Genomic DNA, 18,346 nt, shown 5'->3' with positions numbered 1-18,346 from the left:
TAATAGACTGGGGTCAGTCCCTACGGTTCTGACCCCAGCTTTGCAACTCCAGTTGTCAATCAGACGCCGTAAGGAATCCACACGTTTTTCACTTGCGACGCATGCGCCAGAACGGCACGGCCACCGCTTTGGGCGGCGCTGTACCAGTCGCGGCCCTTGGCGCCGCCGACCCAGGTGCGTTTCAGGGTGCCGGCAGACAGGCGCTCGACTTCGGCGCAACCGTCGGCGGAACCGTCATGGCGCCAGACGGCGTCGATATCGGCGTGCGTGGCCAGCGTGCGCGCCAGTTCATCGGCGTTGCCGCTGATGATGTTGACGACGCCGCCCGGCAGATCGGACGTGTCGAAGACCTGGTACAGGTCCAGTGCGGACAGCGGATGCGCTTCCGACGGCACCACCACCACGCGGTTGCCCAGCGCGATGGCCGGCGCCACCAGCGAGATGAAGCCGAGCAAAGGCGCTTCATTCGGGCAGACGATGCCGATCACGCCGACCGCTTCGTTCAGCGCCACGGTGATGCCCTTCGTCGGCGGCTGGTGCGCCAGGCCGTCGTACTTGTCGGCCCAGGCGGCGTAGTAGAACAGGCGTTCGATCGATGCCTGCACTTCCTTCTCCGGATTTTTATTGCCCGTCATGGCGGCGATGCGGGCGGCGAATTCGTCGGCGCGCGCTGCCAGGTTTTCAGCGATGTAGTACAGCACTTGCGCGCGGTTGTGCGCCGTGGCGCTGGTCCAGCCGGACGCCTTGTGCGCCGCCTCGACGGCGTTGCGGATGTCCTTGCGGCTGCCCACGCCCACTTCGGCCAGCAGGGCGCCGTTGGCGCCGAACACCGGAGTGCTGTAGGCGCTGTCGGGGCGTGCCTGCTTGCCGCCGATGTACATCTTGGCCGTGCGGTCGATGGCGAACGGGTCGGCTGCCGCCGGCTTCACGTTGGCCTTGGTTTTCGCTTCCACCACCGGCAGGGCCGGACGTGCATCTTCGGCCAGGGCCGTCATGTATTCCAGCATGCCTTCGCGGCCGCCTTCGCGGCCGAAGCCCGATTCACGGTAGCCGCCGAAGCCGCAAGCGGCGTCGAACTGGTTCGCGCTGTTGATCCACACCACGCCAGCCTTGATGGCGGGCGCGATATCGAGGGCCAGGCTGATCGACTCGGTCCACACGCTGGCGGCCAGGCCGTACACCGTGTTGTTGGCCAGCTGCACCGCTTCAGGCGGCGTGCGGAAGCTCATGGCCACCAGCACGGGGCCGAAGATTTCAGCCTGCGCCACGGCGGCCGAGGTCGACGCACCGGTGATCAGGGTGGGCGGGAACCACGAGCCGTCAGCCGGCAGTTCGCACGCCGGTTGCCACACGTCGCAGCCTTCGGCGCGGGCCGAATCGACGAGCGCGGCGATGCGCTGGCGCTGCACGGGGTCGACCAGCGCGCCCACGTCCATCGATTTGTCCAGCGGTGAGCCGAGACGCAGGTTTTCCATGCGCGCGCGCACCTTGTTCAGGAAGCGCTCCTGAACCGATTCCTGCACCAGCAGGCGCGAACCGGCGCAGCACACTTGCCCCTGGTTGAACCAGATCGAATCGACCAGGCCTTCCACGGCGCCGTCCAGGTCCGCGTCTTCGAAGACGATGAACGGCGACTTGCCGCCCAATTCGAGGGACAGCTTCTTGCCGCTGCCGGCCGTCGCTTCACGAATGAGGCGGCCCACTTCGGTGGAACCCGTAAAGGCGATCTTGTCGACGCCAGGATGGTTGACGATGGCCGAGCCCACGCGGCCGTCGCCGGTGACGATGTTGACCACGCCGGCAGGCACGCCGGCCTGCAGGCACAATTCGGCGAACAGCATGGCGGTCAGCGACGTGAATTCGGCCGGCTTGAAGACGACCGTGTTACCGGCCGCCAGTGCCGGGGCGATTTTCCACGACAGCATCAGCAGGGGGAAATTCCACGGCACGATCTGGCCCACCACGCCCACGGCGCGGTAGTCGGCGAATTCTTCCGACTGCAGCTGCGCCCAGCCTGCGTGATGGTAGAAGTGGCGCGCGGCCAGCGGCAAATCGATATCGCGCGTTTCGCGGATGGTCTTGCCGTTGTCCAGGGTTTCCAGCACGGCGAACAGGCGCGAATGCTTTTGCAGCAAGCGGGCCAGCGCGTACATGACTTTCGCGCGGCCATGGCCGCCCATGCCTTGCCATACGGGCAGCGCGCGGCGCGCCGCTTCCACGGCGCGTTCCACGTCGGCGTCGGTGGCTTGCGTCAGTTCGGCCAGCTGCGTGCCGTCGGCAGGATTGGTCGAGGCGAACAGTTCGGCCGGCTCGCTCCATGCATTGTCGATAAACAGGCCGAATGTGCGCTGGTGGCCGTCGAGCCACGCCTGCGCTTCTTTTTGACTTTCGGGAGCAGGGCCGTAGTCCATAGTAGTGAGAATCTCGTTAATTGTAGGCATGACGATTGTTCTTTAAGGTTGTGCGTGACGATGATTGGCCGAGTAGCTGCCGGTGACGTAGTGCTCGAGCTGGCGCTCGATGTCGGTCAGCAGGCTGGAAGCGCCGATGCGGAACAGGTGCGGCTGCAGCCATTCGTTACCCAGTTCTTCCTTCATCAGGGTCAGGTATTGCAGCGCGCTCTTGGCCGAGCTGACGCCGCCGGCCGGCTTGAAGCCCACCTGGAAGCCCGTCTGCTCGTGGTATTCGCGGATCGTGCGCACCATCGTCAGGGCCACGGGAATGGTGGCGTTCACGCCTTCCTTGCCGGTGGAGGTCTTGATGAAATCGGCGCCCGCCATCATGCAGACCCACGATGCCTTGGCCACGTTTTCCATGGTCAGCAAGTCGCCCGTGGCGAGAATCGCCTTCACGTGCGCTTCGCCGCACGCCTTGCGGTAAGCCAGCATTTCGTCGTATAGCACCTGCCAGTTGCCGTTCAGGACATGCTGGCGCGTGATGACGATATCGATTTCGGAAGCACCAGCGGCAACCGACAGTTCGATCTCGCGCAGCTTCGTTTCCATGCTCGTCAGGCCGGCCGGGAAACCCGTCGACACGGCGGCGATGGGCAGGCGGTCCTGGATGACTTTCACGGCCGGCTGGATCATCTCGTGGTACACGCACACGGCGCCGGTGCTCAGCTGCGTCAAGCCCAGCGCGTCCATCAGGTCGGCGCGCAGCGGGCGCATGGCCTTCATGCACAGGCGTTCCACGCGGCCCGGCGTATCGTCGCCGCCCAGGGTGGTCAGGTCGATCATCTGGATGGCTTTCACCAGCCAGGCGGCCTGGTATTCCTTTTTCACGGTACGGCGGTTCGCCAGGCTGGCCGCGCGGCGGTCCGTCGCGGCGCGGTTGACGCGGATCTGGTTGATCCAGCCCAGGTCGAGGCCGACGGCCTCGTTACGCTTGAATTCGGGGTGCATGAGTGTCATAACAAGCTGGTTCCATTAGCAAGTGGTGGTACGCCAAGGTGCTTGGCGAGGGTTTGGCCAATATCGGAGAACGTCTCGGAAATGCCCAGTGCGCGCGGGGCGACGCCGGGACCGAAGAAGATCATCGGAATGTGTTCGCGGGTGTGGTCGGAGCCGTGCCAGGTGGGGTCGCAGCCATGGTCGGCGGTGATCACGACCAGGTCGCCTTCCTTCAGCTTGGCCATGAATTCCGGCAGGCGCGCATCCATTTCGCGCAGCGCGTCGGCATAGCCGTCGACGTTGCGGCGGTGGCCGAACGCCTGGTCGAAGTCGACGAAGTTCACGAAAGTGAGCGACTTGTCCTGCACTTCATCGGCCGTCTTCAGCAGCGCTTCGAACAGCGCCATGTTGTCGACGCCCTTCACGACACGCGAGATGCCCTGGGTCGCGAAAATGTCGCTGATCTTGCCCAGGCCGACGACTTCGCCGCCCGCATCCTTGACGTGGTCGAGCAGGGTCTTGCTTGGCGGCGCCACCGCATAGTCGTGGCGGTTGGAAGTACGCGTGTAGTTGCCATTGCTGCCCGTGAACGGGCGGGCGATGACGCGGCCGATGTTGTACGGCTCGACCAGCTTGAAGGCCATTTCGCACACCTGATACAGGCGCTCGAGGCCGAACGATTCTTCGTGCGCGGCGATCTGCATCACCGAGTCGCCCGAGGTATAGATAATCAGCTTGCCGGTGGCGACGTGTTCATCGCCATGCTTGTTGATGATGTCCGTGCCCGAGGCATGACAGTCGCCGAGGAAGCCGGGCACGCCGGACAGGGCTTTCAATTTATCGGTCAGGTCGGCCGGGAACGATGGCATGGTGCGTGGGAAGTAGCCCCAGTCGAATTCGACGGGCACGCCGGCGATTTCCCAGTGGCCGCTCTGCGTGTCCTTGCCGGTGGAGCGCTCGCGCGCCGCGCCGTAGGCGCCGGTGAAGCCGTCGCGCTGGTCGAAGCCGGTGGCCCATTCGCCGCTGGCCAGGTGCGCGGCGGCGCCCAGGCCCAGGCGTTCCATGTTCGGGAGTTTCAAGGTCTTGCCGCTTTTGGCGACAGTGCTGGCAATGTGGCCAAAGGTATTGGCACCTGCGTCGCCATACTTGGCGGCGTCTGGCGTTGCGCCAAGGCCGAAGGAATCAAGCAGGAGGATAAATGCGCGTGACATGATAAGGCTCGCTTTATGGAATGATGCAAAGATGATGCGGACAGTGTAGGCCGGATTTTCCCGGCCTGCCGCGCGGCGGCGCCGATGGCCGGCGCGCCGCTGCTGCGTAAAAAAGTACTTAGGCTTGCGGCGTAGCCGATACGGTCGCCAGGAAGGCCAGGATCAGCTTGACCAGGTCTTTCGCGCCGATGGCCGCGTATTTCAGGGTTTGTTCGTGCGACAGGGCGAATGGCGACATGCCTTCGGCCAGGTTGGTGATGACGGACACACCCACCACTTTCAGGTCGCAATGGCGGGCCGAGACCACTTCAGGCACCACGGACATGCCGACCGTGTCGGCGCCCAGGCGGGCCATCATGCGGATTTCGGCGGCCGTCTCGAAGTTCGGGCCAGGGTAGGCGACGAACACGCCTTCGTGCAGGGTGATGCCGTTCGACGCGGCCGTGTCCTTGACCAGCTTGCGCAGGTCCGCATCGTAGGCATTGGCCATGCTGAAGAAGCGCGGGCCGAAGCGGTCGTCGTTCGGGCCGACCATCGGCGTGCCTGGCAGCAGGTTGATATGGTCGCTGATGGCCACCAGGCTGCCGGCGTCCACTTCAGGGCGCAGGGAACCGGCGGCGTTGGTAACGAACAGCATTTCGCAGCCCAGCAGTTTCAAGGTGCGGATGGCGCTCGTCATCACGCCCATGCCATAGCCTTCATAGAAGTGGCCACGGCCCTTCATGCAGACGACGGCGACGCCCGACAGGGTGCCAACCACCAGTTCGCCCGCATGGCCGTGCACGGTGCTGATCGGGAAACCTGGCAATTCGTCAAAGCTGATGCTGACGGCGTCCGTCATCTGCTCGGCCAACACACCCAGGCCGGAGCCGAGGATCATCGCCACGCGCGGCTTGAAATTTTCAGGAGCGCGGGCACGGATGATTTCGGCGGCGTGGAAAGGGGCGTTGTTCGACATGGTTATCCTCGTAATGACTAATGATGATGGTTGCTGCCTGCGCAGCGGCACGGTGCCGCAGCCCAGGTATCGGGTATGTATGGGTGTTGCTGGACTATCCAGATGCGTATTGCCTCTATTTGCCGCCACTATGCATCAAACGGAATATGTATGGCAAATACCATTTTTCTTGCCCATTTATACAATTCAAATATAAATGGCCGATATTATAGTCGAGGCTAGCCCAGGCCTGCCATGCCCTGGAAATGCATGCATACAAGCTCCATACGAAGGTTTTTTATGCACGCTTGACACCCGCTTGACACCTGCAAGACAAATGTTTACAGTCGCAGACAAATGTTTAAACCTTCATCGAAAACTTGTGACCGATACCAATAAAAAAGACCAGCTATATGCGCTGATCCGCAACAACCCCTTCATTTCGCAGCAAGACCTGGCGAGCGAACTGGGCTTGTCGCGCTCGGCCGTTGCCGGCCACATCGCCGGGCTGATCCGCGAGCGACGCCTGCTGGGACGCGCCTACGTGCTGCCCGACAGCCGCCCCGTGCTGTGCATAGGCGCCGCCAACCTCGACCGCAAGATGCGCACGCTGGCGACCTTGCAGATGGGCACCTCGAATCCCGTGCGCTCGGAAGAAGTGTTTGGCGGCGTGGGCCGCAACATCGCGGAAAACCTGGCCCGATTGTCGATTCCCGTCGCCCTGCTGACGGCGCTGGGCGACGACGCGGCCGGCCATGCGCTGCAGACGCACGCGGAAGACGCGGGCATCGACATGCGCGGCAGCCTGCATTTAAGCAACACCAGCAGCGGCACCTACACGGCCGTGCTCGACGAACATGGCGAAATGCTGCTGGCGATGGCCAACATGCAACTCTATGAACAGCTGACACCGGCCTTTTTGCACAGCCGCCAGCCGCAGCGCGCCGCCGCCGCCCTCACCGTCTGCGACCTGAACCTGGGTCACGACAGCGTGCAGGCGCTGCTGGCCGATGCGCGCCAGGACGCGGCCCACGCGACGCCGCTCGTCATCGTCGCCGTCTCGCAGCCGAAGATGGCGCACCTGCCGCAAGACCTGACGGGCTTGCACCTGCTGATCCTCAACCGGGGCGAACTGGAAACGCGCGTGGCGCGGGCCTTGCCGACGGCATTCGAGGTGCGCGCCGCCTGCCGCGAAGTGCAGCGCCAGGGCGCGCGCCAGGTGATCGTCACCTGCGGCGGCGAAGGCGTGTACTTCACCGATGGCGACAATCTTGATGCGCCCATCGTCCACCTGGCCGCGCGCGAGGTGGACGCCGTCGATGTGACGGGCGCCGGCGACGCGTTTTCCGCCGCCGTCTGCTGGTCGCTGTACCACGACAGCAGCGACCTGAAACTGGCTTGCCGGCGCGGCCTGAAGCTGGCCGCCATGACCCTGGAATCCGACGCCACCGTCTCGCCACTGATCTCGGCCGGCGCCCTCGACGACATTGACGACGCCGACCTGGCGCCGCCTCCCCCCACCCTCTTTCAACAGGATTGACACATGACGCAACTGAATAACTTCCTCTCGTTCTCGCAAGAAGTCCTCGACGCGCGCGCCGCCGGCAAGGCCATCGTGGCACTGGAATCGACCATCATTTCGCACGGCATGCCGTATCCGCAAAACGTGGAGATGGCGCGCGAAGTGGAACAGATCATCCGCGACGGCGGCGCCGTGCCGGCCACCATCGCCATCATCGGCGGCAAGATCTGCGTGGGCCTGTCGCCGGAGCAGCTGGAATTGCTGGGCACCTCGCCCGACGCCATGAAGGTCAGCCGCCGCGACCTGCCGTTCGTGCTGTCGCAGGGCAAACTGGGCGCCACCACCGTGGCCGCCACCATGATCTGCGCGGAACTGGCCGGCATTGCCGTGTTCGTCACGGGCGGCATCGGCGGCGTGCACCGCGGCGCGGAAACGAGCTTCGACATTTCCGCCGACTTGCAGGAATTGGCGCACACGTCCGTGGCCGTCGTCTGCGCGGGCGTCAAATCCATCCTCGACATCGGCCTGACCCTGGAATACCTGGAAACCCATGGCGTGCCCGTCATCAGCGTGGGCCAGGAAGGTTTCCCTGCCTTCTTCACGCGCGAAAGCGGCTTCAAGGCCGATTTCCGCCTCGATACGGCAGCCGAGCAGGCCGCCTTCATCGGCACGAAATGGCAGCTGGGCTTGAAAGGCGGCGTGATCGTCAGCAATCCCGTACCGGCCGCGCAAGCGATGCCCAAGGAAGAAATCGATGCGATCACCACGCAAGCCTTGCAGGAAGCGGACGCGGGCGGCGTGAAGGGCAAGCAAGTCACGCCTTTCCTGTTGTCGCGCATCAAGCAGCTGACGGATGGCCGCAGCCTGGCGACGAATATCGCCCTGGTCAAGCACAATGCGCAAGTCGGCACCGCGCTGGCCATTGCCATGCAGGCGGTCGTGGCACGATAATAGGACTGCTGTAAAGAAAGCGCGCGCGCCTGCACGGTCCGCGCGCCGTTCCATCGCCAAGCACCACGCAACGCCAAGGAAAGCATGTCCATCGATCTGAAACAGTTAAAGTATTTTCTTGCCGTTGCCGAGGAGAAAAGCTTCAGCCGCGCCGCCGAGCGCCTGCATATCTCGCAGCCGCCCCTGAGCCAGCAGATCATGAAACTGGAAAGCGAACTGGGCGTGCGCCTGTTTGCGCGCACCACGCGCACCTTCGAGCTGACCGTGGCGGGCAAGGCGCTGATGAACGAGGCGGCCGAACTGCTGGCCAAGATGCGCATGACCATCGACACCATCCGCCAGATCGACCGGGGCGAAGTGGGCCGCTTGCGCGTGGGCATCGTCGGCTCGGCCATGTGGGGCCCCATCCCCAGCCTGCTGGAAGAATTCCAGACCAAATTTCCCCGCGTCACCTGGACCATCCATGAATTCGGTCCCACGGTGCAATACGAAGCCTTGCGCGCCAAGCAGATCGACGTGGGCTTCTGGCGCGAACCCAAACTCAACGACGACGACTTGCGCCACGACAACCTGCGCCAGGAACTGTGCTTCCGCGAGAACGTGTGCGTGGCCGTCAATGAACACCATCCGCTGGCGAAAAACACGGCCATCGAGCTGATCGACATCGCCCAAGAGCCCATGCTGACCCTCAACCTCGACAAATCCGCGTTTCCCCGCTACCTGGTGCAATGCTGCATCAACGCCGGTTTCGAACCCGTGATCTTCCAGGAAGCGAGCGAACCGCAAACCCTGCTGGCCATGGTGGGCGCGGGCCTGGGCGTGACCCTGGTGCCGGAAACGACGAGCCGCATCGGCTGGCCCGGCGTCGTATTTCTACCGATCAAAACCAATCCGCCGTCGGCCAACCTGTACATCAGCTACACCACGCTCGACGACGCTCCCGTCGTGCGGGCTTTCTTGAATATTATTAATCCCCCATCCGCCTGACAGGCCATTTATATGCGCCGCATATAAATACATAAACAAAAACGTATTTGTCATACATATCTGGCATGATGCATAGTGATTCGGACGCCCATCGCGGCGCCGGTCCCGTGCTTGCCCTGCCCGTCCACTGACGGCGCATCCCAGCCCGCTCCGGCCGCCCCATTCGATGTTGTACCTATAAAAGAGACGGGGCGCGACTGTTGCATGAGCATCACACTGTCGACATAAAAGCATACGAGGCCAGCAATGATCTTGTGCAATACAGTGCAATGTTGATAAGGAATCATCACCTCGTGCATCAAAAACAGGCTAAATCGGCCCCAAATTATATGTTTCACCTATAAAAAATATACAATATCGATCTTCCAGGAGCCAATTCATGAAACTTACACAATTTAGTTTGACGATCGCAGCCGTTTTTCTGACTGCTCAAGCGTCCGCGGCTACCCCAAAACTGGGTGTCGTGTATGACGCGGGCGGCAAGTTCGACAAGTCGTTCAACCAATCCGCTTTCGAAGGCGCATCGCGCTTCAAAAAAGACACGGGCATTTCCTTCATCGAAGTGCAGGCATCGAGCGATACGCAGGCCGAGCAAGTCATGCGCGGCCTGGCCCGCAAGAAACTCGACATGATCGCCGCCATCGGCTTTGCGCAAACGCAAGCCGTGCAAAAGGTCGCCAAGGAATTCCCGAACGTGAAATTCGTGCTGATCGACGGCCAGGCCGCCGGCAGCAACGTCAATTCCGTCGTCTTCAAGGAAGAAGAAGGTTCCTACCTGGTGGGCGTGGCCGCGGCCATGGCCAGCAAGAGCAAGAAGGTCGGCTTCATCGGCGGCATCGATATTCCCCTGATCCGCAACTTCGCCTGCGGCTACGCGCAAGGCGTCAAGGCAGTGAACGCGAAGGCGGAAATCACGCAAAACATGGTCGGCACCACGTCCGGCGCCTGGAATGACCCGGCCAAGGGTGGCGAACTGGCCCGCTCGCAATTCGAGCGCGGCGTCGACGTCGTCTTCGCCGTCGCTGGCGGCAGCGGCATGGGCACCCTGCAGATGGCCAAGGAAAAAGGCAAGCTGGCCATCGGCGTCGATTCGAACCAGAACCATCTGTATCCAGGCAGCATCCTGACCTCGATGGTCAAACGCGTCGACAACACCGTCTACGACAGCTTCATGCAAGTCAAGAACGGCACCTGGAAGGGCGGCGTCAGCTATAAAGGCTTGAAAGAAGGCGGCGTGGATTGGGCGCTCGACGCGAACAACCGCAAGCTGATCACGCCGGAAATCGAAAAACGCGTGTTGGGTGCGCGTAAGGACATTATCGATGGCAAGATCAAAGTGATCGATTACCGCGTCGGCAGCAGCTGCCCGGTTTAATTTTTCTCCGTATCTTTTAGCGCGCCGCCGGGGCCTGTCTCCGCGCGGCGCGTTTCCATGAAACTATCCAGTTATGAACCTATGCAGCCAGCAGTAGAATTTCGCAGCATTTCCAAGCAGTTTGGACATGTGAAGGCGAACGCCGACGTCAGCTTCTCCATCGCCAAGGGCAGTATCCACGGCCTGGTGGGAGAGAACGGCGCCGGCAAATCGACCTTGATGAGCATCCTGTACGGGTATTACCGTGCCGACGGCGGAGAAATCTTGCTCGACGGTAAAGTACAGCCTATCCGCAACAGCCAGGAAGCGATCAACCTCGGCATCGGCATGGTGCACCAGCACTTCATGCTGGTCGAGAACTTCACCGTCCTCGACAATATCATGCTGGGCACGGAAGGCGGTTTTCGCCTGGCCAGCCACCGCACGGAAGCGGAAGCGAAATTGCGCGAGATTTGCGCGCGCTACCGCCTCGACGTCGACCCGCTGGCGAAGATCGAAGACCTGTCCGTCGGCGCGCAGCAGCGCGTGGAAATCCTCAAGCAGATTTACCGCAGCGCCAATATCCTGATCCTCGACGAGCCGACGGCCGTGCTGACGGCACAGGAAACGGCATCGCTGTTTGAAATCCTGCGCCTGTTCAAGGAGCAAGGCAAGACCATCATCCTGATCACGCACAAGCTGCAAGAGATCCTGGAAATCACCGACAACGTCACCGTCATGCGCGGCGGCACGGTGGTGGGCGCCGTGGCGACCGCCGGCACCTCGAAAGAGGAACTGGCCAACATGATGGTGGGCCGCCCCATCCAGAGCCACCTGCCCCGTGCACCGTACAATCCCGGTGCCACGGTGCTGGAAGTGGCTGATTTGCAATTGGCCGACGAGCAGCAGGTCAAATTGCTGGCCGACATAGGTTTCAACTTGCGCGCCGGCGAAATCGTCGCCATCGCGGGGGTCTCGGGCAATGGCCAGAGCGAGCTGCTGGAAATCCTCTCGGGCATGCGCTTGCCCACGTCCGGCACGCTGCGCTTCCTGGACAAGGACTTGCCGTTTGCCAAGCGGCACGATGCCGACGGCTTGCCGCTGGCCTTCCGCGAGCTGGGCATCGCCCACATTCCGGAAGACCGCTTGCGCGATGGCGTGGTGAAAAATTTCTCCGTCATGCAGAACACCATCCTCGGCTATCAGGACCACCTGAAGAACCGCTGGGGCCTGTTCAACTTCAAGGCCATCGGCGCGCGCTGCGCGGAACTGCTGAAGACGTTTGATGTGCGCCCGGCCAACCCGGACCTGCGCATCGGCTTATTGTCCGGCGGTAACCAGCAAAAGGTGGTGATCGCGCGCGAAGTACTGGCCAAGCCGAAACTGATGCTGGTGGGCCAGCCCACGCGCGGCGTCGACATCGGCACCATCGAAAGCATCCATACGCAATTGCTGGCCCTGCGCGACGCGGGCGTGGCGATCCTGCTGGTGTCCGTCGAACTGGAAGAAGTGCGGGCGCTGGCCGACCGCATCCTCGTCATGTGCGGCGGGCGCATCACCGGCGAACTGAAAATTGAAGAATTCGATACCACCCGCATCGGTCTGTTGATGGGGGGAATGCATAAATCATGAATAACGACTTGCCACGCTGGGCGACAGCCTTTGTCATGCCCATGTTAAACCTGCTGTCGGCCTTGCTGGTCGCCGCCCTGGTGATCTATATGCTGGGCGAAGACCCGGCCGAATCGCTGTCGATCCTGGTCCACAGCGCCATCCTCAATCCGGAAGGCTTGAGCTACACCCTGTTCTACGCCAGCACCTTCATCTTCACGGGCCTGTCGGTTTCCGTGGCGATGCAGGCCGGGCTGTTCAATATCGGTTCCGAAGGCCAGATGTATATCGGCGGCCTGGGCTTGACTGTCGCCATGCTGGCCTTCGACCAGACCCTGCCCGCCTGGCTCCTGATTCCCGCCGCCATGATCGGCGCGGCCCTGTTCGGCGCGTTGTGGGGCTTTTTGCCCGGCTATCTGCAGGCGAAGCGCGGCAGCCACATCGTGGTGACCACCATCATGTTCAACTTCATCGCCGCCAGTCTGATGAATTTTATTATCGTAAAGTACCTGATTCCGCCGGGCGAGCAGAACACGGCCAGCCGCGTGTTTGCGGAAAGCGGCGAAATGCCGCGCCTCTCCACCTGGTTCCCGTCGCTGGGCGACACGCCGCTGAACATCAGTTTTATTTTGGCGATCGCCGCGCTGGTCATCTACGGCGTGATGGTCTGGCGTTCGTCGTGGGGCTTCAAGCTGCGCGCCACGGGCCTCAACAAGCACGCGGCCCACTATGCGGGCGTGTCGATCAGCAAGATGATCATCGTCGTCATGCTGATCTCGGGCGCGCTGGCGGGCCTCGGCTCCGTCAATTCCATCATGGGCTCGACCCATTACCTGTCGCTCAACTTCGTCGGCGGCGCCGGCTTCATCGGCATCGCCATCGCCCTGATGGGCCGCCAGCATCCGGTCGGCATCTTTTTGTCGGCCGTGCTGTTCGGCGCCCTGATTCAGGGCGGCTTCGACCTGTCGCTGGAAAAACCGAATATCCCGACGGAAACCTTCATTTTCATCCAGGGCTTGATCATCCTGTTCTGCGGCGCCATGGAAAACTTCTACGCACCGGCCATTTCCGCCCTGCTCAAGCGCACCAAAGGCTAACACCATGACACTCGACGACTTCCAATTCGCCAGCATCCTGGTATCGACCGTGCGCAATGCGCCCGTCCTGATCTTTGCCGCCATGGCCGGCCTGTTCGCCGAACGCAGCGGCATGATCGACATCGGCCTGGAAGGCAAGATCCTGGCCAGCGCCTTCGCTTCCGCCGCCGTGGCCTACACGACGCAAAACCCGTATTACGGCATGGCGGCCGGCATGCTCGTCTGCGTCGCCCTGGCCCTGCTGCAGGCGTATGTCAGCATCACGCAAAAGGGTAATCAGCTGGTGGCCGGCATGGCGATCAACATCGCCATGAGCGGCCTGACCTTCGTGCTGGCGCAATTTTTCTTCCAGCAAGGCGGCCGCACGCCCGACCTCGGTTCGGCGCGGCTGTTCGACGTGGTCTTGCCGGGCACGCAGTACGTGGAACACATCCCCTTCATCGGCTGGGTGTATGCCCACTTGATCGGCGGCCATTCCATCCTCGTCTACGTAGCCTTCCTCTTGATTCCGCTCGTGCACTGGCTGCTGTACCACACGCGCTTCGGCCTGCGCCTGCGCGCCTGCGGCGAAAACCCGCATGCGGCCGACTCGGCCGGCGTGAGCGTGGAAGCGACGCGCTACCTGGCCATGCTGGTGGCCGGCATCCTGTGCTCGTTCTCGGGCGCGTATCTGGCCATCGTGCAAAGCGGCTTCTTCCTGCGCGACATGTCGGCCGGTGCCGGCTACCTGGCCCTGACGGCCATGGTGTTCGGCAACTGGCGCCCCGTCTACACCTTCCTCGGCTGCCTGATGTTCGGCTTCTTCGCCGCCATCCAGATCCAGATTGAAGGCGTGGACTTGCCCGTCGTGGGCCGCATCCCCGGCTCGCTGATCCAGATGGTGCCATACGTCGTCACCGTGATCGTGCTGGCGGGCTTGATGGCGAAATCCATCGCGCCGAAAGCTATCGGTATCCCCTTTGTAAAATCGCGTTAAGAGCACCTGAGAAAATACCCATGGCGTCGTTGCCTTGCCTCGTCGTACATTCGTACTGCCTTCGGCAAGACGCCTAGCCCTGGGCATTTTTCAGGCGCTCCCTGAAATGACAAAAAGCGAAGCCCGCAGGCTTCGCTTTTTTTACGCCTGGGCAATCTCGTCCAGCGAGAAAAACACGGCCAGCCCCAAGCCGCGCGCCACTTCGACCATCTGGTCGGCCCCTTGGGAGGCGCCGCCAAGCCGCAGCACGGCATCGCAATGGCTCAATAAACGCGTCGCATGCGCGTGGAACAGTTCCTCATACACGGCATCGCCCACCCCGGTTGAACCGGCCAGCGCCAGCATGGGCAAGGCCAGCCATTCACCGAGCACGGGCATGTGGCCCTTTTCATACAGCGGCAGGCAGACGGCTTCCATGGCCGCCACATTGCGCGCCATCAAGACTGGATCGTCGCCCGTACCCGAGCGGTAGGGGCCGGCAATCAGAATCTGCAGCCCCCGTTTGGCTGGCATCAAATACAGCTGCGCATGCTGCAGCAGCATGATGGTCTTGCCGTCGCAGATGCGCCCGTCCGCCACCATCCGCATCGCTTGCGCCAGGGGCAGTTCCAGCACTTCGATATCCTCGCCTTCATGGGCCAGGCCGCCGCCGTCGCCGATGCGGCTGGCGGGATCGTATTCGGCGGCAAAGAAATGCAAACGCTCCGTCACGGAGCCGGGACTCATGAAGGCCTGAAATATCTTGTGCACCTGCCCCACCCGGTAACCGGTCTCCTCTTCCACCTCGGCGCGGATGCGCTGCTCCGCGCTGGCCTCTTCCAGCAAGCCGGCCGCCGACTCGATGAGAAAACCATCGTGGCCCTCGCGGTAGGTGGGGAAGCGGAACTGGCGGATCAGGATCACCGTGCGCTTGACCTTGTTGTAAAGCAGGATGGTGGCGCCATCGCCGCGGTCATAGGTTTCCCGCGTCTGCGTCTGCCACTGGCCATCGTGACGCAGGTAATCGAACGTGGTCTTCTGCAATAAGTACCAGTCGTGCGAGAGCGTCTGCACCTGCTGGATGCGGACCCGTTCCTGCTTGCTATTTTCTTCGCGCATAGTGTCTCCTTGTGCTTGCGTCCGACGACTTTATCATGCAAACTCGTGCAATATCAAGAAAATACAAGAATACTCAAGAAAAGCCATGCTGACACATCAACGCAAACAATACCTGCTGGACATGCTCCAGCGCGAAGGGCAAATCGTCGCCAAGGCCGTCAGCGACGCCCTGGGCTTGTCGGAAGACACGATACGGCGCGACCTGCGCGAGCTGGCGAAAGAAGGGCTATTGGAACGCGTGCATGGCGGCGCCCTGCCCCTGCTGCCCCGTTCGCCCGCGCTGGCGCCGTTTGCGGGGCGCGAACAGATTTCCGCGGAAGCCAAGCCCGCCATCGGCCGCGCGGCGGGCGCCATGATACAAACGGGGCAAGTGGTGTTTCTCGATGGCGGCACGACCGCCGTGCAGCTGGCGCGCCAGCTGCCGCGCGATTTGCGCGCCACCGTCGTCACGCACAGCCCGTCGATTGCCGTCGAGTTGGTGCATCACCCGTTCATCGAGGTGCTGATGCTGGGCGGGCGCCTGTACAAGCACTCGATCGTGGGCGTCGGCGCCGCGACCGTGGAAGCCATCGGCCGCATCCGCGCCGACCTGTATTTCATGGGCGTATCCAGCCTGCATCCGCAAGCGGGCATCACCACGGGCGATTACGAAGAAGCATGCGTGAAGCGCGCGTTGAGCGAGGCGTCAAGCCGCACCGTCGTGCTGGCCTCGCCGGAAAAGTTCAACACGGCGTCACCGTTCCAAATCGCGCCCTTGAGCCAGGTCAACGATATCATCGTGCACCGCGATGTGGAAGACGCCCTGGTCGCGCCCTTCCGCGAGATGGGAATCGCCATCACCCTGGCATGAAAAAAACGGCCCGCAGGCCGCTTTCGCATGACACCTTACTGTGGCCAGATCGCCTGCAGCACGGCAGCCAGGTGATAGCCGCCCTCGATCAGCTGCTGCTTTGCCAGCGCAGAACTCGGTACCGGATAGTTGTCCGGCACCGTCAAGCTCCAGACGTTATAGACGTCACCCTTGCGGCTGGTCTGCTGCGTGGCCGGGCCGGCCACCACGTCCGTGAAGGCAATCTTGGACGCCGCCAGCGCGGCATCGGCCCACTGATACGGCCAGGTGACGGGGTCGCCGCTGTTGGCGCTCACCACGGGCGCGCTGGCGATCACGGTGCTGGCGAACTGCTGCGGCGTGCGCGTGCTCAAACGGCGCATGGCGTAATCGACCACGGTCGTATCCCAGTAGGAATGCAGGGGCTTGGTGGGCGACTTCGGATAGCTGCTGGCAGGCTTGGCCGTGCCGTTTTCCGCCGGCAGCGGCGCGGGAATCACGGCATCCGACAGGGCCGTCATCTTCGCATCGTCGAGCAGCAAGTCGTTACCGCCGCGCGCATTGAAAACGGCGACGTCGTCGATCTGCGCCTGTGTGGCAGGCACGAAAAACTGGCCATCCTTGCCGAGAAACGCATTGCCCACATGCAGCGGCTGGTGGATATCACCCACCAGGTGCGTGATCAGGATCAGCGCTTCGCGCTGGCTGAAGCCGTGCGGATTGCTGGCCGCATCGGCCTTGCCCTGCAACACCAGGATCGCTTGTTTCAAGGTTTGCACGATATCGTCGTCGGCCGTGCCCACGCCATGGTCGTGGTAGTGCACGTTCTGGAACGGTACATTCGTGTAGTGGTATTCGCCATGCTTGGGATTCGCCGCCACATACGTCAACATTTCCGGCGATTGGGGGCCGCAATACGTGCCCTTCACGCAATCGGGCCAGTTGGCGATCTTTTCCAGGCTTTCACCCGGCAACAGCAATTGGGAGATATGCGCCTGGGCCACGCTGCCCTTGAGCAATTGATCGGCGATGGCGCCTACGGCGCGGTGGCCGTCATTGCCCCAGGCCAGCACATTGCCGGAAGCGAATGCGGCACCCAGCGCCAGCACGCAGAGTAATTTTTTCATGCTCACCATTACTCCTTGCCTTGCGGCGCGGCCTTGGCCGGCTTCGGATACTGCTTGTTGATGTCGATGGGTTGCGCGTACGCCGAGCTCCACGTCTGCTCATGCAGCGCAGCGATGCGCTGCGCCATCTGCTCGTTGCGCAGCACCACTTCCAGGTTGCGCGACAAATCGAAATAGCCGCCCGCCCAGTTGCTCGTGCCGACCCAGGCCAGCTTGCCGTCGATGCTCATGGTCTTGCTGTGGATCACGCGCGCGAATGGGATGAAGCCCGTCGAGGCCGTGGGAATCGTCACGATGCGGATTTCCACGTTCGGCACCAGGGCCAAACTCTTCAGGTAGACGATGGCCGGCGCTTCCGTGTTCCAGCTTGACACCATCAGCTTGATCTTCACGCCGCGCTGGGCGGCCGCGCGCACGGCGTTGTCGATCACGGCGTAGTACGGACGCGTGCGGTTAGGGCCGTAGGACAGGGGCGCGTAATCGAGCAGCTGGATGCGCACTTCGCTTTGCGCTTGCGCCAGCAAGGCGGGCAAGCCCGTTTCCGAATCGCCCACGCCAGCGGGGTTGTAGGCGTTCGGGCTGGCCAGCAAGAAAGCATTTTGCGCGTAATTGGCCGGCACCACCTTGCTGTTGAGCACCGTGGCGCGGCTGCCTTGCGACGTCAGCGCCTGGGCTTGCCAATCCTGCTCGAAGATGGCTTGCACCTGGCTGACCATGCCTGGCTCCGTGATTCGCAAGCCCGTTTCATGGATGTGCTCGAACGAGCGCCAGTCGAAGTTCTGGCTGCCGATGTACGCGACCTGGCCATCGACGGCCAGGTATTTTGCGTGCACGATGCCATTGCCCGTGATTTTATTGAAATCGATGAGGCGCAAGTCCAGGTTGGGAATCGCCTTGATCTGCGCGATGGTGGCCGCTTCCGACAGGCCCACGCCCTTCTGGTCCAGCAGGAAGCGGATCTTCACGCCGCGCTGGCCGGCGGCCGTCAGGCTGGCCAGCACCTTTTCAAAAGCCGTGCCCGGCTTGCTGACGGCATAGAACTGGGCGATGACGATCTCTTTTTTTGCACCATCGAACAGCTCGCTCCACACGGCGACGGGTTCGCGCAGGTCGGGATTGGTCAACGTGGTTTCCACGGGCGAGGTGTGCACGAGTTCAAAGCCGGGTATCGTGAAATCGGCGTGGGCCGTGCCCGCGAACAGGCTGGAAAGAAGAACGGAAACAAATAAGCGACGCATGGTTATTCCTTGTAAT

14 protein-coding genes and 1 pseudogene are annotated in these 18,346 nt (G+C 62.4%); 8 read left to right on the top strand and 7 right to left on the bottom strand.

All coding sequences use genetic code 11. The features are described from left to right. Window positions 1-59: 59 nt before the first annotated feature. The 4 genes from AC07VH_RS14485 to xapA form a co-directional block, all read right to left on the bottom strand. On the bottom strand, window positions 60-2,441 hold the full coding sequence (locus AC07VH_RS14485) for an aldehyde dehydrogenase family protein (RefSeq protein ID WP_494788466.1): 2,382 nt from the start codon (window positions 2,439-2,441) through the stop codon (window positions 60-62). A gap of 12 nt (window positions 2,442-2,453) precedes the next feature. Then, the gene (deoC, locus tag AC07VH_RS14480; protein WP_494788467.1) at window positions 2,454-3,413 is read right to left on the bottom strand and encodes a deoxyribose-phosphate aldolase; all 960 of its coding nucleotides are present in this window, start codon (window positions 3,411-3,413) and stop codon (window positions 2,454-2,456) included. After that, entirely contained in the window at window positions 3,410-4,603 is a 1,194-nt protein-coding gene (locus tag AC07VH_RS14475; RefSeq protein WP_494788468.1) for a phosphopentomutase, read from the bottom strand. Before AC07VH_RS14475 ends, deoC begins: the two co-directional genes overlap by 4 nt. A gap of 118 nt (window positions 4,604-4,721) precedes the next feature. Next, the gene (gene xapA / locus AC07VH_RS14470) at window positions 4,722-5,561 is read right to left on the bottom strand and encodes a xanthosine phosphorylase (protein ID WP_092798101.1); all 840 of its coding nucleotides are present in this window, start codon (window positions 5,559-5,561) and stop codon (window positions 4,722-4,724) included. A gap of 361 nt (window positions 5,562-5,922) precedes the next feature. Between xapA and AC07VH_RS14465 the strand changes: the two genes are divergently transcribed. The 7 genes from AC07VH_RS14465 (at window position 5,923) to AC07VH_RS14435 (ending at window position 14,038) form a co-directional block, all read left to right on the top strand. Beyond that, the gene (locus AC07VH_RS14465; protein WP_494788469.1) at window positions 5,923-7,080 is read left to right on the top strand and encodes a carbohydrate kinase; all 1,158 of its coding nucleotides are present in this window, start codon (window positions 5,923-5,925) and stop codon (window positions 7,078-7,080) included. A 3-nt stretch (window positions 7,081-7,083) separates the two neighbouring features. Beyond that, complete coding sequence (locus tag AC07VH_RS14460; RefSeq protein ID WP_409027184.1) at window positions 7,084-8,013, top strand: pseudouridine-5'-phosphate glycosidase; 930 nt, start codon at window positions 7,084-7,086, stop codon at window positions 8,011-8,013. A gap of 84 nt (window positions 8,014-8,097) precedes the next feature. Further along, window positions 8,098-9,000: a LysR family transcriptional regulator gene (locus AC07VH_RS14455; RefSeq protein ID WP_475414083.1), complete on the top strand. Its 903-nt coding sequence runs from the start codon at window positions 8,098-8,100 to the stop codon at window positions 8,998-9,000. 379 nt (window positions 9,001-9,379) lie between these two features. Next, the gene (locus AC07VH_RS14450) at window positions 9,380-10,375 is read left to right on the top strand and encodes a BMP family lipoprotein (RefSeq protein ID WP_475414084.1); all 996 of its coding nucleotides are present in this window, start codon (window positions 9,380-9,382) and stop codon (window positions 10,373-10,375) included. Between the two features lie 81 nt (window positions 10,376-10,456). Beyond that, entirely contained in the window at window positions 10,457-11,986 is a 1,530-nt protein-coding gene (locus AC07VH_RS14445; protein WP_475414085.1) for an ABC transporter ATP-binding protein, read from the top strand. Then, window positions 11,983-13,062 carry an ABC transporter permease gene (locus tag AC07VH_RS14440; RefSeq protein WP_070219324.1) on the top strand — a complete coding sequence of 360 codons (1,080 nt, stop codon included), beginning with the start codon at window positions 11,983-11,985 and terminating at the stop codon, window positions 13,060-13,062. Before AC07VH_RS14445 ends, AC07VH_RS14440 begins: the two co-directional genes overlap by 4 nt. 4 nt (window positions 13,063-13,066) lie before the next feature. After that, window positions 13,067-14,038 carry an ABC transporter permease gene (locus AC07VH_RS14435; protein WP_034754516.1) on the top strand — a complete coding sequence of 324 codons (972 nt, stop codon included), beginning with the start codon at window positions 13,067-13,069 and terminating at the stop codon, window positions 14,036-14,038. A gap of 507 nt (window positions 14,039-14,545) precedes the next feature. Here AC07VH_RS14435 and AC07VH_RS14430 read toward each other — a convergent pair. Then, window positions 14,546-15,136 (bottom strand): annotated as a pseudogene (locus tag AC07VH_RS14430) (NUDIX domain-containing protein); the annotation flags it as partial. Between the two features lie 85 nt (window positions 15,137-15,221). Between AC07VH_RS14430 and AC07VH_RS14425 the strand changes: the two are divergent. Then, complete coding sequence (locus AC07VH_RS14425) at window positions 15,222-15,986, top strand: DeoR/GlpR family DNA-binding transcription regulator (RefSeq protein ID WP_494788470.1); 765 nt, start codon at window positions 15,222-15,224, stop codon at window positions 15,984-15,986. Window positions 15,987-16,021: 35 nt separating this feature from the next. Here AC07VH_RS14425 and AC07VH_RS14420 read toward each other — a convergent pair whose 3' ends face one another. Together AC07VH_RS14420 and AC07VH_RS14415 are read right to left on the bottom strand one after the other, a co-directional pair. Continuing rightward, the gene (locus AC07VH_RS14420; RefSeq protein WP_494788471.1) at window positions 16,022-17,092 is read right to left on the bottom strand and encodes a S1/P1 nuclease; all 1,071 of its coding nucleotides are present in this window, start codon (window positions 17,090-17,092) and stop codon (window positions 16,022-16,024) included. A gap of 8 nt (window positions 17,093-17,100) precedes the next feature. Beyond that, window positions 17,101-18,330 (bottom strand): phospholipase D-like domain-containing protein, encoded by a 1,230-nt coding sequence (locus AC07VH_RS14415; protein WP_494788472.1) that lies wholly within the window; start codon window positions 18,328-18,330, stop codon window positions 17,101-17,103. Between the last annotated feature and the right edge of the window lie 16 nt (window positions 18,331-18,346).

The organism is Janthinobacterium sp. GW821-FHT03C10, assembly GCF_059420865.1.
The sequence above is the reverse complement of the archived record's forward strand: the minus strand, read 5'-3'. Positions and strand labels throughout refer to the sequence as shown.

What these genes read in the sequence shown, in the direction of transcription:
- AC07VH_RS14485 (WP_494788466.1), bottom strand. Translation starts at nt 2,441, where the DNA reads ATGCCTACAATTAACGAGATTCTCACTACTATGGACTACGGCCCTGCT.
- deoC (WP_494788467.1), bottom strand. Translation starts at nt 3,413, where the DNA reads ATGACACTCATGCACCCCGAATTCAAGCGTAACGAGGCCGTCGGCCTC.
- AC07VH_RS14475 (WP_494788468.1), bottom strand. Translation starts at nt 4,603, where the DNA reads ATGTCACGCGCATTTATCCTCCTGCTTGATTCCTTCGGCCTTGGCGCA.
- xapA (WP_092798101.1), bottom strand. Translation starts at nt 5,561, where the DNA reads ATGTCGAACAACGCCCCTTTCCACGCCGCCGAAATCATCCGTGCCCGC.
- AC07VH_RS14460 (WP_409027184.1), top strand. Translation starts at nt 7,084, where the DNA reads ATGACGCAACTGAATAACTTCCTCTCGTTCTCGCAAGAAGTCCTCGAC.
- AC07VH_RS14455 (WP_475414083.1), top strand. Translation starts at nt 8,098, where the DNA reads ATGTCCATCGATCTGAAACAGTTAAAGTATTTTCTTGCCGTTGCCGAG.
- AC07VH_RS14450 (WP_475414084.1), top strand. Translation starts at nt 9,380, where the DNA reads ATGAAACTTACACAATTTAGTTTGACGATCGCAGCCGTTTTTCTGACT.
- AC07VH_RS14445 (WP_475414085.1), top strand. Translation starts at nt 10,457, where the DNA reads ATGCAGCCAGCAGTAGAATTTCGCAGCATTTCCAAGCAGTTTGGACAT.
- AC07VH_RS14440 (WP_070219324.1), top strand. Translation starts at nt 11,983, where the DNA reads ATGAATAACGACTTGCCACGCTGGGCGACAGCCTTTGTCATGCCCATG.
- AC07VH_RS14435 (WP_034754516.1), top strand. Translation starts at nt 13,067, where the DNA reads ATGACACTCGACGACTTCCAATTCGCCAGCATCCTGGTATCGACCGTG.
- AC07VH_RS14425 (WP_494788470.1), top strand. Translation starts at nt 15,222, where the DNA reads ATGCTGACACATCAACGCAAACAATACCTGCTGGACATGCTCCAGCGC.
- AC07VH_RS14420 (WP_494788471.1), bottom strand. Translation starts at nt 17,092, where the DNA reads ATGAAAAAATTACTCTGCGTGCTGGCGCTGGGTGCCGCATTCGCTTCC.
- AC07VH_RS14415 (WP_494788472.1), bottom strand. Translation starts at nt 18,330, where the DNA reads ATGCGTCGCTTATTTGTTTCCGTTCTTCTTTCCAGCCTGTTCGCGGGC.